The organism is Nitrospira defluvii, from assembly GCF_905220995.1.
GTDB classification, from domain to species: Bacteria; Nitrospirota; Nitrospiria; order Nitrospirales; family Nitrospiraceae; genus Nitrospira_A; species Nitrospira_A defluvii_C.
On record NZ_CAJNBJ010000021.1, the window covers coordinates 40541 to 54211 of the forward strand.

Here is a 13671-nt window from a genome sequence, read left to right on the forward strand (position 1 = left end):
ACGGGTCACAGCCCGGCACAAAGCCGTGGCCGGGACGAAGCGGTGAACGCCACAATGGAATCGAACGATGGTGTTGAGGTTAGGTCAGAGGCGGCGCCCGGGAGGCGCGGGATGCAGGGAGCGATTGAGAGACGAGAATCGGTGCGCGCACCACTTGCGGCGGCGCATGGGCCATGAACGCACAGGGGACCGGCGCGTCACCGATCAGCGAGTGCCCGGTGTGATACTGCACCCACTGGCAGAGGTCGGTGTCGGAATGTTCGTGCCCATCATGGTCGGCAGCCGCCAGCTCGTGGTGAATCTCCAGCGCGGCGGCAAAGGGCGCCATCGCGAGCAGGAGGCACGCGACGAGAAGCGCGACAACGGAGCAGGTTTTGTTGCGGGCACAATGACGAAACATCACCGTCCAGACCGACAGATTCGTAAGGCGTGAGTTGTAACAAAGGGGCCGCCGCGAATGCAAGCCGATCCTCCGGTGCTCCCTCACACTGGACTTTATCCTACAGAATTCGATATGTTAACTCGCAATCTCGGATTGCCACGCGAACTCGCCAGACCTTTCAACAAGGACCACCATGACCAGGCCGATAGACAACCAGCACGTCATTGAAATCAAGCCGCTGCCCTCACCCCGCGAGGTCAAGACGCAACTGCCCATCACGGACGCGGTGTCCGAGCTGGTGTTTCAGACCAGACAGGCGATCAGAAACATCCTGCACGGCCGTGACAACGACCGGCTCATCGTGATTGTCGGCCCCTGCTCGATCCATGACCCTGCTGCCGCCTACGAATATGCCGACCGGCTCAAACCGGTCGCCGATGCCGTGCGCGAGAAGCTGCTGGTCGTCATGCGCACCTACTTTGAAAAGCCTCGAACGACGGTCGGCTGGAAGGGCCTGATCAACGATCCCCATCTCGACGGCACGTGCGAGATCGCCCAAGGCATCCAATTGGCCCGCACGATCCTCCTGAACATCAACGGCAAGGGTCTGCCCTGCGCCACGGAACTGCTCGACCCGGTTACCCCGCAGTACATTGCCGACCTGCTGAGCTGGACCGCGATCGGCGCGCGGACAACCGAAAGCCAGATTCACCGGGAAATGGCCAGCGGCCTCTCCATGCCGGTCGGGTTTAAGAACGGCACGGAAGGCAGCCTGCAAGTGGCCATCAATGCGATGATCACCAGCCGCAGCCCACACCATTTTGTCGGCGTCAACGCGGACGGCATCACCTCGATTATCAAGACCACCGGGAACCCCGACCATCACATCGTGCTGCGCGGCGGCGGCGGACGCACCAACTACAGTGTCGAAGATATCGCCCGCGCGGAAGCGGCTGTCGCCAGCGAGGGGTTGGCCCGCGGTGTGATGGTGGACTGCTCGCACGACAATTCCGGCAAAAACCACCAGCGCCAAGTGGAAGTGGCCGGTGAAGTCCTCAAGCAATTCCAGCAGGGCCGCCGTTCGATCATGGGCCTCATGTTGGAGAGCCACCTGCAGGGCGGCCGGCAAAGCTGGGACCCGAACAAGGCCTTGACCTACGGCATGTCCATCACCGATTCCTGCCTGGGCTGGAACGACACCGAAGCGTTGCTGTACGGCATGGCGGAGTCGCTCGCCGCCAAGGCGGTGTAGCGGACCACAACGTGGTCTCTCCTCCAATACTCGGACGCTGCCTGTGATCTGAAAGGGGAACCTCCTTCCGGGGTCTTCCACCGACCGCACTCGCAGAAGTTAAGGCCCGGTCTTCGAGCTGTCGCCCTGCTCCGTCGCCCACATCCGCCACCTCCCGACAAGCCGACCCTCCATGGCCCGATGAACCATCGACACCTCGACGCCCCTCGCGCATAACGTCATCTCAGAACCGCGCCGTCATCATGAGTTCCACCGTCCTCGGGGCCCCGATCAGAACCTGACTGGGGTAGAACGGGTCCGCCCAGATGGCATAGGTCTTATCGAGCAAATTGCGGCCGCGTAGCATGAAGGTCATGTTCTTGTACGGAACCGAGACCCAGGCGTCCGTGGTCATGTAGGCATTGAGCCGGACGGCGTTCGCGTTATCCGCGTAGCGGTGGCCGACATACCGGAACGCCGCGCCGAGATCGAACGGCACGACAAACGGCACCCGATACACGCTCCATAGATTCGCCATCACTTCCGGCACGTTCGGCGGCCGGTTACCGCCACGACTCGCGACGCTGCTGCCCGCCGACTCGGAGAAATCAGCAAACCGTGCTGATAGGACCGTAAAGTTTCCCTGCAATCGCCAGGCATCGGTCGGCCGGATGGCGCCGCTCAGCTCGATGCCCTTCGACGTCTGTCGACCCACGTTCTGCGCCGTCGTCAGAGTCGTTTGTGTCAGGATGTTCTTTCGATAGATGTCGAAATAGGCCACCGTCCACTCGGCCCGGTTGTGCCACATCTGTCCCTTTGCGCCGACTTCCCACTGCGCACCGGTCGCCAAATCAAAATTCTCCGCCGCCCGCACGATGAACACATTGGTCCCGACCGGATCCGCCGCCGTGGAGTACTGACCGTAGAGGGTCAACGTCGGCAGCAGGTCATAGACCAATCCCGCTCGCCAGGTCGTCGGATTGAAATCTCGCTCGAAACTGGCCGTCGAATTCAGCGCCCCGGATGCGCTGAACAACTTCCGGTCAAGGTCGATATGATCGTGCCGCAGGCCACCCACGAGTTTGAGCGAATCGCTAAGGTTGAATTGTTCCTCGACAAACAGCGCCGCAGTCGTGATCGTCGTCCGCTGCTCAGCCGAGGTGATCGATCCGAAGGACCCGCTCGGGATCGCCAGCGGATCGATGCTGTCTCCCCCGCCGAAGAAGCTGGGGCGGTTCAGATGCAGATGGCTGAATTCCACGCCGATCACAAACCGGTTTCCGTGCTCAAAGAGCCGCTCCTTGATCTGAGCCTCCAGCCGATCGCCGACAATGTACTGATCATGCTGCACAAAGAACCGGTCTCGATCGATCAATTGCGTACCCGGATTGAACTGGTACGTCTCGGCGTTCTGCCAGTTGCGTTCGGCCCAGTAGTAGTAGGCCTGATTGCGGAGTTCGATGGTGTGTACCGGCTGCCAGTTCGTCTTGAACTTCGTCCAGTAGGTCGTCGCACTCATGTCGGCATCGACGACATTGAAATTCTGCCGGAGAATCCGGCCATCGATCGTCCGGCCGTCGTTGGTCGTGACGACTCCGTTGATCGCCGACGACCCGGCAAACCCTCCCGGTATCAACGGAGTCCCCCAGTAGGGCACGCTCCGGTCGTGTGTGACGTCGAAGGAGAGCTCGAGGGTGAGGGAGGAGGCGGCGGCGTACAACAAGGCGCTCGTCAGGTTCCAATACGTATAGGGCGACCGCTGCACACCGGCGTAGTGGTCCGCGCTCTGATAACTGAGATCGACACGGTAGTGGAGCTTGTTTGATCCCAGCGGCCCGCCGCTGCCCAATGCCGTTCGAAGCGTATTGAAGGAGCCGATGGACAACAGCGCATCGGTGACCACATGATCCTCCCGGAACGGACGTTTCGTCACAAAATTGATCGCCCCGCCCAACGCTCCCTCGCCGTAGAGCACGGATGCCGGCCCCTTGAGCACTTCGATCCGGTCGAGATTCCACGTGTCCCGCGGCCGTGATGTCATTTGCGCCGGCCCAAGGAGGAGACCGTCATACAGCAGCCGCAGTTGATTGTTCGTAAAACCGCGCATGGAGAAATTGACGGGGTTGCCGGGCGAGTCGCCCACCGACAGCCCGGTGGCCCCCTGCACGGCTTCTGAGATTGTCCGAAGTCCACGCTCCTGCATCAGGGTCTGATCGACTACTTCCACACTGGCCGGGATCTCCCGAATCGAGACGCCCAACCGGCTCGCCGACTGGCTGACCTCTTCCAAATGCAACGATCCCGTTCCGCCGGTCTGAATCGGTTGGTCTCGCACCTCCACCACCGGTAATTCCAGCTCCCCTGAACTTTCCATGCCACCGGATTCCGCCAAGATCGGATCCGACCCGATGGCGATACTCCCCACTAGCCATATGACAACACCCACCATAATTTGACGATACTGAGTCACGGCACTCCTCCCCCACGAGGCAGCTCGCCCCCTCCACTGCTTGCAAAGATGATGGCAATTGCTCCCGCACCGGCACACACCGGGCGGGTCCACCTCACGCCGGGCCACCCCGACTCAGGTACTCTGCGCGTGACCGGATTGGGGGAGGAGGACCACGAACGGAAGGAAGCGACACTTCAAAGGATGCGCTAAGGACTTGACTCGAATCGCTCGTCGGCGCGAACACCTCCGCGACGCAAGAGGCGCTCCCTCCGGACACCTCGCCCGCCCCGGCTGCATGGTCGAGCCAGGCGTGATCATCCAGGGTCGTGTGCGCCGGATTACCCATCAACAGTCCCAATTGGTGATCGAGCAGGACAAGGGGCAGCGGCAGTGCCAGCACCAGATACGCGAGCACGAAGCAGAGACGGATCATGAGGGTCGGAATGGACATCAGAGGAACATTCCCAGACTCAGACCGAGCGGCAACCCCAGACGTCGCAACAATCCTTTCACCAGTCTCGTCCGCATGGCTTGCCGGACGGCCCGGCAGCGATGGCGCGCGGTGATTCGGAGCGCCGGTCCCGCCGGTGTGCTCACCCCATCCGGTTTCACAACGTAGCGCTCTTGCGTGCGCCGCCGTTCCCGCATGAACAACCGTGCCACCAGACTCCGCCGATGGTTTCCGCAACAGCGGAATTCATAATCAGACATGGTCACCCCTTCCTGCCGACTCAGCGAGACGGCCTATCAACGTCGGTTCACAACCGTCTCGCCTGTGAATAGTCACGGAATACCCGATCGTGGCCCTGATCTCTCAATCTGCAAATAGCGATTTGTGGCACACGACGACAGACACAACGGAGATCCGTCGTTCATCCGCTCCCCCCCGACGCATCCAGCAAGCCATGGTCTTTAAGATGCGTGCGGTCTCCTCGAATGAATTGAGGCACGACGAGCCTTTGCAAGCGCTTGGTACGGCTTGCGTGACATCCGACGTACGAATGAACGAGGAGAACTGTCAGACAAGGGGTGGACCGCGACTCAGATCGGACTTGCGATAGAAGCCGAGCGAGGGATTCGGATGAATCTGGGGGACCAGGGAGACCGGAAGATTCCTGGCCTCAAGCAAGGGCCCGCACTCAGACAGGCCGGACTCTGCCGCATGGTCGAGCCAGGCGTGGTCGTCGAGGGCCCCGTGGGCCGGGTCTCCCGTCAAGACACCCAGCTCATGGTCGAGCAGGACCATCGGCAAGGATAAGGCCAGCGTCAGATACAGGGGCAGGATGAGGATGCTGGCGCGAGAGGCGCGACCTCGAATCATGGCGATTCCTCGCTCGACGAAGTATCGTGGCCGGGGAGCGGGCCATGACCGCAACCCTGGATATTGAGCCCGCCCCCGAAGATGTTCTTCACGGTCGCCGGAGGCGCTTGCGATCCTGCCGGGGCATCGGCCATCCCGGCGCTGCGCGCGACAAGACCAACCCCGGCCGAAAACAGGGAGGGAATACGTTCCAAGGGAGCCCGACATATCACGCAATTCGTGACAGGGTGGTCATTCATCGACTGCCAAAAGGCGAATCGCTTCGGACAGTCGGCGGGCCCCCGGCAGTCGTGTGCCTGATATTCATAAACCGGCATGATGACCTATCGCTTTTCCTTGTGCGTCGCATGCTGTCGGCGACGCGCGCAGTATTTCTTCAACTCAATGCGATCCGGATCATGCTTCTTATTCTTCGTTGTCCAATAGACCGACATGCCCGGCGTCTCACAACCGGTGCAAGCCAATGCCACGATCTCACGCATGATGTCGTCCTTTGTCGCTTAGTAGTCTACGGAAAAACTCGATGATTGCGTCATACGTCGCATTTCGCGCACGGGCCGTGTCGCGTCAGAATAGCCCGCAGGATGCGCAAAAAGGCCGTCCAGCAAGGCCGCAGCGAACGAAGAGGCGAATCGTACTTGTGCCGTACGGTGAGCCTCTGAGCGATGCGAGAACGCCGCTGGCGGACTTTTTCCGCATCCTGTTAGAACGTCTGGCCGGCCGCCCGCAGATCCGCCACCACGCGCGCCAGCCCCTTCTTATCGATGATTCTCATGCCACGGGTCGACACCGACAGCGTGATCCAGCGGTTCTCATCCGGCAGGAAATAACGCTTCCGCTGAAGGTTCGGCAAAAACCTCCGCCTCGTTCGGTTGTTTGCGTGACTCACATGGTTCCCGGCCATCGGCTTTTTTCCCGTCACCTGACAATAGCGTGCCATCAAGTCCTCCTGTGCTTCCCTTCATGTCCAGCCGGCTTATGCGCCGGCCGACTCCAGTTCCGGATCGGGCGCCTGTCGCGGAAACGGATCCGCCGCTACACGCCACTCGGCCAAACCCGGTCGCCATTCGTCGTCTGTCAACAGACATTCGTCAAGCATGGAGGTGAGTGAGATCTGGTCCATATTCCGTCCGATCACGACCAGTTCCTGTGTCCGATCGCCGAACTCGGGATCCCAGCCGTTGTCCATGCGCCGATGGTCCGCCTCGCCGTCCGGCCATTCCGTTTCCGGGATCGCAGCAAACCAGCGCCCGATCCACCGCACCGAACCGGCCCCACCGGCCTGCGACCAGAGGCCGATCAAGTCAGGCCTCGACGCAATCCAAAACAGCCCTTTGGATCGGAGCACGCCAGGCCACGTCAGTTGCATCGCGTTCCACCAGCGTGTCGGATGGAACGGCCGCCGCGCCCGGTAGACGAAGCTCGTGATCCCGTATTCATCGGCTTCCGAAGACTCCTCGCCGCGCAAGGTCTTCATCCAACCCGCCGCCTGGCCGGCCCGCTCAAAATCAAAGCGCTTGGTGTCGAGCAGCGCCGCCACCGGAACACGCCCTTGCTCGGCACGGAAGATCCGGGCCTCGGGATTCAGCTTCGCAAGAATCGCCTCCAGCGTCGCCAATTCTCCCGAGGACACCAGATCCGTCTTATTGACGACCAGCACATTGGCAAATTCCACCTGATCGATGAGAAGGTCCGTAATCGTTCGCTCATCCTGCTCGCCGAGCGCCAATCCGCGCGCAGCCAGATCCTCCGCCTCCTGATAGTCTTTCAGGAAACTGGCCGCATCGATGACGGTGACCATCGTATCCAATCGGGCCACCGTCGAGAGACTTCGTCCGCCTTCGTCCTGGAATTGAAACGTTTCCGCCACCGGCATCGGCTCTGAGATCCCGGTCGACTCGATCAGTAAGTAATCGAATCGCCCCGCCTCCGCCAAACGCGCCACCTCTTTGAGGAGGTCCTCCCGCAAGGTGCAGCAGATACACCCGTTACTCATTTCCACCAGCTGTTCCTCAGTACGACTCAACGACGCGCCCCCCTGTTCCACGAGGGCGGCGTCGATGTTCACCTCACTCATGTCGTTGACGATCACCGCCACTCGAAGTCCCTCGCGGTTGTGCAGGACATGATTCAGCACTGTCGTCTTCCCTGCTCCTAAGAATCCCGACAGCACCGTCACCGGCAATCGACGGTCCTGGGAGGCCTGCGCCATCGTGGTTGTCATCCTTCGACTCCTTTCATTCCGGATCCGTTTCATCCTCGCGCGATCCCGCCTCCTGCGTCGCCCGCTCGAAGGGGTCGGCGAATCGGCGCCAGGCCTCCTCGCCGAGCAAGAGTTCATCGGTGGTCAGCAGGCACCGCTTCAGCCGTGCGAAGAGCGTCTCCTGGTCGGCTCCATACCCTATACACGCCAGTTCCTGGCGGCGATCTCCGAACTCGATCGTCCACTGCGACTTCAGGCGGCGCAGAAAGGCCTCGTTGGTCGGCCACTCAGGCTGCGGCGTCGCCACCCACCAGTGCCCCACCCATTCGAAGTGCCGACTACCGGCCGTCTGCTCCCAGGAGAAGCAGCGGTCAGGCTGCGAGGCCAGCCAGAAATACCCCTTACACCGCAGGACACCGGGCCAGTCCTCTTCAACACAGCGCCACAAGCGTTCCGGGTGAAACGGACGGCTCGCGCGGAACACTCCAGTGCTCCATTCTTGCGATGACTCAGGCAGACTGTCGTTCCCGTCGATCAGCTTGGCCCAGCCGGGCTGGAAACTGATGCCGTGCTCCGCTCTGTCCCTCGGAGCTAGAATGCGCGCTGCCCCTGCTACCCTGTCGGCCGCCAACAGGACCTCTGCCTCCGGATTCAGATACCGGAGAAGCGTGATGACCCGTTCACGGCAGTTCCCGTCGATCGCTTCACTCCGATTGAGAGCGATCAATGAGCAGTGCTCGATCTGCTCCACCAGCAGTTCCGAGAGCACCCTGGTATCGTCTTCGCCGCCACTCATTCCCCGCTCCCCCAACGCATCGGCGCTGCGAACGCCTTCCCAGACGGTCGCGGCATCCACGACCGTCACCAGCTGATCCAGTCGCGCCAGCCCGGCGAGCGGCTCCTCATCTGCAATGGCATCATTGAAGACCGCCGCCGCCATGGTCGCTTCGACCAGACCTGAACATTCGACGATCAATCGGTCAAATCGACGCATACCGGCGATGGTCAGAATTGCGTCCGTCAGTGCTTCGCGAAACGAACAGCTCGCGCACGACCGCATCAATTCGGCCAATGACTCCCCCAACGAGTAGATGTCTATTGCGTGACCGGTCCCGTCGACCGCCGCCCACTCATGCTCGCTACGGTCGTGGAGGAGCAACGCCCATCGTTCGCTTCCCCGTTCGGCGACCCACTCCCGAATCACCCTGCTCTTTCCCGCTCCAGCACATCCGCACACCATCGTGACCGGCAACGGACGCGATGAGATCTGCTCAGTCGACAGGAGTCACCTCCGGTATCTTCCGACTTCGAGCTCCCACCCCATGGTCACCAACTTGACTTCCGCACGCCGGGAATCTCCCCCTTCAGCGCCAACAAGCGGAAATCGATGCGCGACATTCCGAATCGTCTCAGATAGCCACGCACCCGACCGGAAATCCCGCAACGGTTCCGGACCCGCACCGGAGACGCATTGCGCGGCAACGAGTTCAACCTGCTCTGGGCCTCCTGTTTCTCTTCCAGACTAGCGGCCTGGTTCCTGACGACTGCTTTCAAGGTTCGGCGTTGTTCGGCATACTTCGTCACCAATTGCTTGCGCTTCTCGTTTCTCAACTGGCTGCTCAATTTGGCCATGGCTCTGTCCTCATTGGTTGATCAACCGGCTATTTTCCAGACTACGATCCTTCCGACCCCGCAAACGGCAACAGCGCCATATGGCGAGCCCGCTTGATGGCCTGCGCGATCACCCGTTGCCGCTGCAAACTGTTGCCCGTCATTCGCCTCGGCAACATTCTTCCCCGTTCGCTCAGAAATCTCCGCAACCACTCGACATTCTTCCAGTCCACGGACGTGGTGTCGTCGATGACTCGACGCCGTCGTTCAGGTAACATTCCTCCCCCTTTCGTCGACACACGCAGCTCAGCCAATCACCCCCGCTTCTCACATGTGAAGTCGCGCTCCTCGCATTCCCTCGGGCCCATTCCGATCCATGTCCCCTGCTGCACGGTAAAACACTGCCGACAGGTCGGGTCGGAAAACGGCGAGAGTCCCAGAATCCAATCGCGCGAGAATTCCCCCTGATATTCTTTGGGGAGAAACGCAATAAATCCTGACGGTGGCGTTGCAAGCGATTCAGTCATCGTGCTCCTCATAGTCAATCGTTCATCACAGCGTTTCAGGACGCTGATATACAGTCATCCCGGCCACCAAGGTCCGTACGACCTGCCCCTTCAGCACCCAGCCCGCAAACGGTGTATTGCGGCTTTTGGATCGAAACCGTTCGGGATCCACTGTCCAGGACGCTTCAGGGTCGATCACCGTCACGTCGGCCGCGGCACCCGGCTCGAGCGTCCCCCTCGGCAGACCCAAGACCGCGGCCGGAGCGCTGGTCAAACAGGTCATCGCGCGCTGCAACGTCACTCTTCCTTGCTGGACGAGCCCCAGGGTCAATCCGAGGGCGGTTTCCAACCCGATGACGCCGAAGGGCGCCCAATCCATTCCCCACTGTTTCTCGTATTCCGCATGCGGGGCATGGTCCGTCGCGATCGCGTCGATGGTGCCATCCGCCAAACCCTCGATGACCGCGGCACGATCCCGCTCACGCCGTAAGGGGGGATTCATCTTGGCATTGGCTCCATACGTAGGGACTGCGTCGTCCGTAAGCGTAAAGTGATGCGGGCTTACTTCCGCCGTGATCCGTACTCCATCCATCTTGGCCTTTCGCACCATCTCGACTCCGTCTGCCGTACTCAGATGCGCGATGTGCAGCCTGACACCGGTGTCCCTTGCCAACCGGATGTCGCGGGCGATCATTCGGTACTCCGCATCACCGGGCATGCCCCGCCACCCCATGGCCCGAGACACCGGCCCGTCGTTCATGCATCCGCATCCCGATGACCTCGTGTCTTCGCAATGGTCGATGACCGGCATATCCAATTCGGCGGCAGACTGCATCGCCCGCCGCATGATCTCCTCGCCCATGACGGGCCGGCCGTCGTCGGACACCGCCACACACCCGGCTTGTTTCAGTGCGCGAAAATCGGCGAGTTCGCGGCCCGCCGACCCCAGCGTGATGGCTCCAATCGGATGGACATGGGCAGAGGCCGTGGTTTTCGTCCGTTCGATGATCCAAGCAGTCACAGCGATGTCATCGTTGACCGGATTCGTATTCGGCATGCAACAGACCGTGGTAAACCCACCCGCCACCGCGGCGGCAGTTCCGGTGGCAATCGTCTCCTTGTATTCAAACCCCGGCTCCCGAAGGTGTGCGTGGAGATCGACAAAACCCGGCACCACCAGCAATCCCTCTGCATCGATCCTGGTCACGTGCCGTAGATCAGTACGCTTGGCCAGCCCTGCCTGCACAGCCATGACTCTTCCTTCGCCGATCAAGACATCGGCCTCGCCCACGTAATGACCTGGGTCCAATACTCGTCCGCCATGAACCAGCATCATGAGTGACGGCCGATCGCGCTCCGTTCGACCGTCATCAGACACCGAGCGGCGTCCCGCAGGAACTGAGTCACTTCGACCGACCTCATCTGATCCGTCGGTACCTCGCTCTTCAGGAACACTCCCTCTCGCAGGAGGAACAACCCATGCGCAATACGACGGTGCCCCTCCACGCCGACGCCGAACGCGGTCACGAACGCCTCACGACTCGCAGCATCCGCAGAGCACAACGAATAGCCGGCAGCCTGGATGTTCGGATGGAACTGATCGACCTCCTGCCAATGGCTCTCGTGATCCGCCGAGATGTGCACGATTCGCAGCTGTTCGGATAGAGCACGGCCTCGTTCCTCCAAATCGACGATCTGTGAGAGGCAGGCATGCTTGTGAATGTTCGGAAGGGTCGAGACCACGATCACGCCTCGGCAGAGATCTTCGGCCGTGAGCGGACGGTCCGCACGCCTGGCGGCCGGAACCACGAACTTTCCCCGAAGCCGCTCTCCGGGTGCGGGGACGATTCCCGTTAAATGGATGGTCTGCGTGCCCAGTTGCGCCTGCCTTCTCGTCGAGTCCATGCCCGCCTCCTCGCCATCAATGCGGCAACATCGTGAGCGCCCCGATTGTGACCATTCCCGCAATCATCATGGCGAATTGCCACAGGCCCTTGGCGGCGCCGACACGCCCGTGCAACCCCGGCACCAAATCCGCGAGCCCGATGTAGAGGAAGCTGGCAGCCGCCACGCTGAGCGCGTAGGGCACAATCGCTTCTGCATACCCGAGCCCCCCATAGGCGATCACCACCCCGACGAGGGTGCCCAACCCCGAGACCGTGTTCCAGAAGAACGCCCGCCAGCGGGAAAACCCGCTGGAAAGAAGGATCGTGAAATCGCTTAACTCTTGCGGCACTTCATGCCCCAGCACCGCAAGCGTCGTCACGAGACCAAGTCCTGGAGACGCCACACAGGCGGCACCAATGGCGATGCCGTCCGCGATGTTGTGAACCCCGTCGCCGATCAACACGAGCATCCCGGTCTTCTTCGCGATCCCATGGGCGTGACCATGGTCATGCCTTGAAGAATGCGGCTCGTGGCCGGACTCGTCCCCGTGCGCGTGCCGCCAGATCACCGTCCACTCCAGGATGAAAAACAACACCAATCCGGCCAGCAAGGAGAGGCCCACTTCAAGAATCGGAATATGTTCCAGCGCCTCGGGAATGAGGCCGATAATCGCGGTGGCTAACATCGTCCCGGTCGCGTAACTCAGGAGGTACGGCATCGCGCGGTGCCGCCATCCATCGGAGATGAACAGCACGAGACAGGCCGGGATCAAGGCACCCAGACTTCCGAGAAGCCCCATCAGAACGGCAAATCCCCAGGTCGGCTCGGCGGGGACCATCATGCGAATGCCCTCCAACCCCGCATGCCCTGTAATATAAAGACGTTATGCGTCGACATGCGGCTCCTGTTCATCTCGCACCCTCGGCAGCAGCTCCACCAGATTGCAGGGCCGATGCTGGATGTCCAACTGGGGCAGGATGATCTGCTCCATGCCGAGCCGGCAGGCCCCGGGACTTCCGGGAAGCAGAAACACAATCGTGTCGACACACACGCCGGCATCGGCCCGCGACTGAATCGTCGAGGTACCGATTTCCCCATAACTCAACCAGCGAAACAGTTCACCGAACCCGGGAATTGGTTTGGTGAACAGGGAGCGAACGGCATCCGGCGTGACATCGCGTCGCGTGACGCCGGTTCCTCCCGTCACGATCACAAAATCGATCATGGGGTTCGCCACCCACCGGGCGACGGTCGATCGAATGGTCTCAAAATCGTCCTTGCACAACTGTCGGTCGGCGAGGCGGTGACCTGCCTGGGTCAGTCGATCGACGATCGTATCGCCACTCCGATCCTGCTCCAGCGTCCGACTGTCCGACACCGTCAGTACCGCCACATCCACAGGAGCCGCCACCCTTGTAATCGTCGCCGTCATGATTCGGTGTCCTTTCCCTCCGTGAGTGCATCCTGCAGCACCGCGCTTAAATGCCTGGCCTCCGAGAACCTCACCGACCACCTGGTGCTGCCTTCACGATCCCCGACTTCGTCCAACAGATGCCGGATCGCATCTGCCAGGGCCGCCGCTTCCGCCGAATGCATCAGCCCGGCAAAGGACACTTCTGCCGCCTGCGCCAGGTCCCAGGCCCGTTGATACAACACGACCAGCGGCAACATGGAGGCCGTTCGGCCATCTCGGATCTGGGCTGTGTCCAGCGCCAGTTCCCCTGCCCGCAACTCCGGCCGCTCCGGTATCAGGCGAGCCAGGTCCATCTGATTGTCATCCATCACCACACCTCATGTTGTGAGAGCTCGATCACCCGCATCTTGACCACCCCGTTTTCTCCGAACGACATGCAACGGCGCAGCGGCATCCAGATGCCGTTCACCTCCAAATACTCGTTGACGTAACTCTCCATTCCCACGACCGATTGCCCATCCTCGTTCAACGTCACGTGCGCCCGATAACCGGCAAACGAGGCCGGCCACTTGTACATGCGGCTGTGCGCATCTTTCACCAGCAGGCGCGCAGCAGGATCATCGACCAAGGTTTGTCCTTTGCTCTCCACCGGCGTCATGACCGT

At 61.2% G+C, this 13671-nt stretch carries 19 protein-coding genes; 1 reads left to right on the forward strand and 18 read right to left on the reverse strand.

What is annotated here, in order from left to right:
- Positions 1-79 precede the first annotated feature (79 nt).
- Complete coding sequence (locus KJA79_RS21765; protein WP_213044211.1) at positions 80-400, reverse strand: hypothetical protein; 321 nt, start codon at positions 398-400, stop codon at positions 80-82.
- A 175-nt stretch (positions 401-575) separates the two neighbouring features.
- Between KJA79_RS21765 and KJA79_RS21770 the strand changes: the two genes are divergently transcribed.
- Positions 576-1634, forward strand: a complete 1059-nt coding sequence (locus KJA79_RS21770; protein WP_213044212.1) for a 3-deoxy-7-phosphoheptulonate synthase — start codon at positions 576-578, stop codon at positions 1632-1634.
- Between the two features lie 223 nt (positions 1635-1857).
- Here KJA79_RS21770 and KJA79_RS21775 read toward each other — a convergent pair whose 3' ends face one another.
- The 17 genes from KJA79_RS21775 to KJA79_RS21855 form a co-directional block, all read right to left on the reverse strand.
- On the reverse strand, positions 1858-4083 hold the full coding sequence (locus tag KJA79_RS21775) for a TonB-dependent receptor (RefSeq protein WP_213044213.1): 2226 nt from the start codon (positions 4081-4083) through the stop codon (positions 1858-1860).
- Between the two features lie 94 nt (positions 4084-4177).
- On the reverse strand, positions 4178-4516 hold the full coding sequence (locus KJA79_RS21780; protein ID WP_213044214.1) for a hypothetical protein: 339 nt from the start codon (positions 4514-4516) through the stop codon (positions 4178-4180).
- Positions 4516-4776: a hypothetical protein gene (locus tag KJA79_RS21785; RefSeq protein WP_213044215.1), complete on the reverse strand. Its 261-nt coding sequence runs from the start codon at positions 4774-4776 to the stop codon at positions 4516-4518. Before KJA79_RS21785 ends, KJA79_RS21780 begins: the two co-directional genes overlap by 1 nt.
- 307 nt (positions 4777-5083) lie before the next feature.
- A complete protein-coding gene (locus KJA79_RS21790) occupies positions 5084-5386 on the reverse strand; it encodes a hypothetical protein (RefSeq protein ID WP_213044216.1) in 303 nt (100 codons plus the stop codon).
- A 323-nt stretch (positions 5387-5709) separates the two neighbouring features.
- Positions 5710-5868 (reverse strand): 50S ribosomal protein L33, encoded by a 159-nt coding sequence (gene rpmG, locus KJA79_RS21795; RefSeq protein ID WP_213044217.1) that lies wholly within the window; start codon positions 5866-5868, stop codon positions 5710-5712.
- Positions 5869-6089: 221 nt separating this feature from the next.
- Entirely contained in the window at positions 6090-6326 is a 237-nt protein-coding gene (gene rpmB, locus KJA79_RS21800; RefSeq protein WP_213044218.1) for a 50S ribosomal protein L28, read from the reverse strand.
- A 36-nt stretch (positions 6327-6362) separates the two neighbouring features.
- The gene (gene zigA / locus KJA79_RS21805) at positions 6363-7610 is read right to left on the reverse strand and encodes a zinc metallochaperone GTPase ZigA (protein ID WP_246507859.1); all 1248 of its coding nucleotides are present in this window, start codon (positions 7608-7610) and stop codon (positions 6363-6365) included.
- 13 nt (positions 7611-7623) lie between these two features.
- A complete protein-coding gene (locus KJA79_RS21810) occupies positions 7624-8829 on the reverse strand; it encodes a GTP-binding protein (protein ID WP_213044219.1) in 1206 nt (401 codons plus the stop codon).
- A gap of 86 nt (positions 8830-8915) precedes the next feature.
- Entirely contained in the window at positions 8916-9221 is a 306-nt protein-coding gene (rpsN, locus tag KJA79_RS21815; RefSeq protein ID WP_213044220.1) for a 30S ribosomal protein S14, read from the reverse strand.
- A 41-nt stretch (positions 9222-9262) separates the two neighbouring features.
- Positions 9263-9478, reverse strand: coding sequence for a 30S ribosomal protein S18 (gene rpsR, locus KJA79_RS21820; RefSeq protein ID WP_213044221.1), 216 nt, complete (start codon positions 9476-9478; stop codon positions 9263-9265).
- A gap of 36 nt (positions 9479-9514) precedes the next feature.
- The gene (locus KJA79_RS21825; protein ID WP_213044222.1) at positions 9515-9727 is read right to left on the reverse strand and encodes a hypothetical protein; all 213 of its coding nucleotides are present in this window, start codon (positions 9725-9727) and stop codon (positions 9515-9517) included.
- A gap of 25 nt (positions 9728-9752) precedes the next feature.
- Positions 9753-11042, reverse strand: a complete 1290-nt coding sequence (locus KJA79_RS21830) for a dihydroorotase (protein ID WP_213044223.1) — start codon at positions 11040-11042, stop codon at positions 9753-9755.
- Positions 11039-11611 (reverse strand): hypothetical protein, encoded by a 573-nt coding sequence (locus tag KJA79_RS21835; RefSeq protein WP_213044224.1) that lies wholly within the window; start codon positions 11609-11611, stop codon positions 11039-11041. The genes KJA79_RS21830 and KJA79_RS21835 overlap by 4 nt, the downstream gene beginning before the upstream one ends.
- 16 nt (positions 11612-11627) lie before the next feature.
- A complete protein-coding gene (locus tag KJA79_RS21840) occupies positions 11628-12434 on the reverse strand; it encodes a ZIP family metal transporter (RefSeq protein ID WP_213044225.1) in 807 nt (268 codons plus the stop codon).
- 42 nt (positions 12435-12476) lie between these two features.
- The gene (gene moaB / locus KJA79_RS21845) at positions 12477-13025 is read right to left on the reverse strand and encodes a molybdenum cofactor biosynthesis protein B (RefSeq protein ID WP_213044226.1); all 549 of its coding nucleotides are present in this window, start codon (positions 13023-13025) and stop codon (positions 12477-12479) included.
- Positions 13022-13375, reverse strand: a complete 354-nt coding sequence (locus KJA79_RS21850) for a hypothetical protein (protein WP_213044227.1) — start codon at positions 13373-13375, stop codon at positions 13022-13024. The genes moaB and KJA79_RS21850 overlap by 4 nt, the downstream gene beginning before the upstream one ends.
- Entirely contained in the window at positions 13375-13665 is a 291-nt protein-coding gene (locus KJA79_RS21855) for a DUF3386 family protein (protein ID WP_213044228.1), read from the reverse strand. Before KJA79_RS21855 ends, KJA79_RS21850 begins: the two co-directional genes overlap by 1 nt.
- Between the last annotated feature and the right edge of the window lie 6 nt (positions 13666-13671).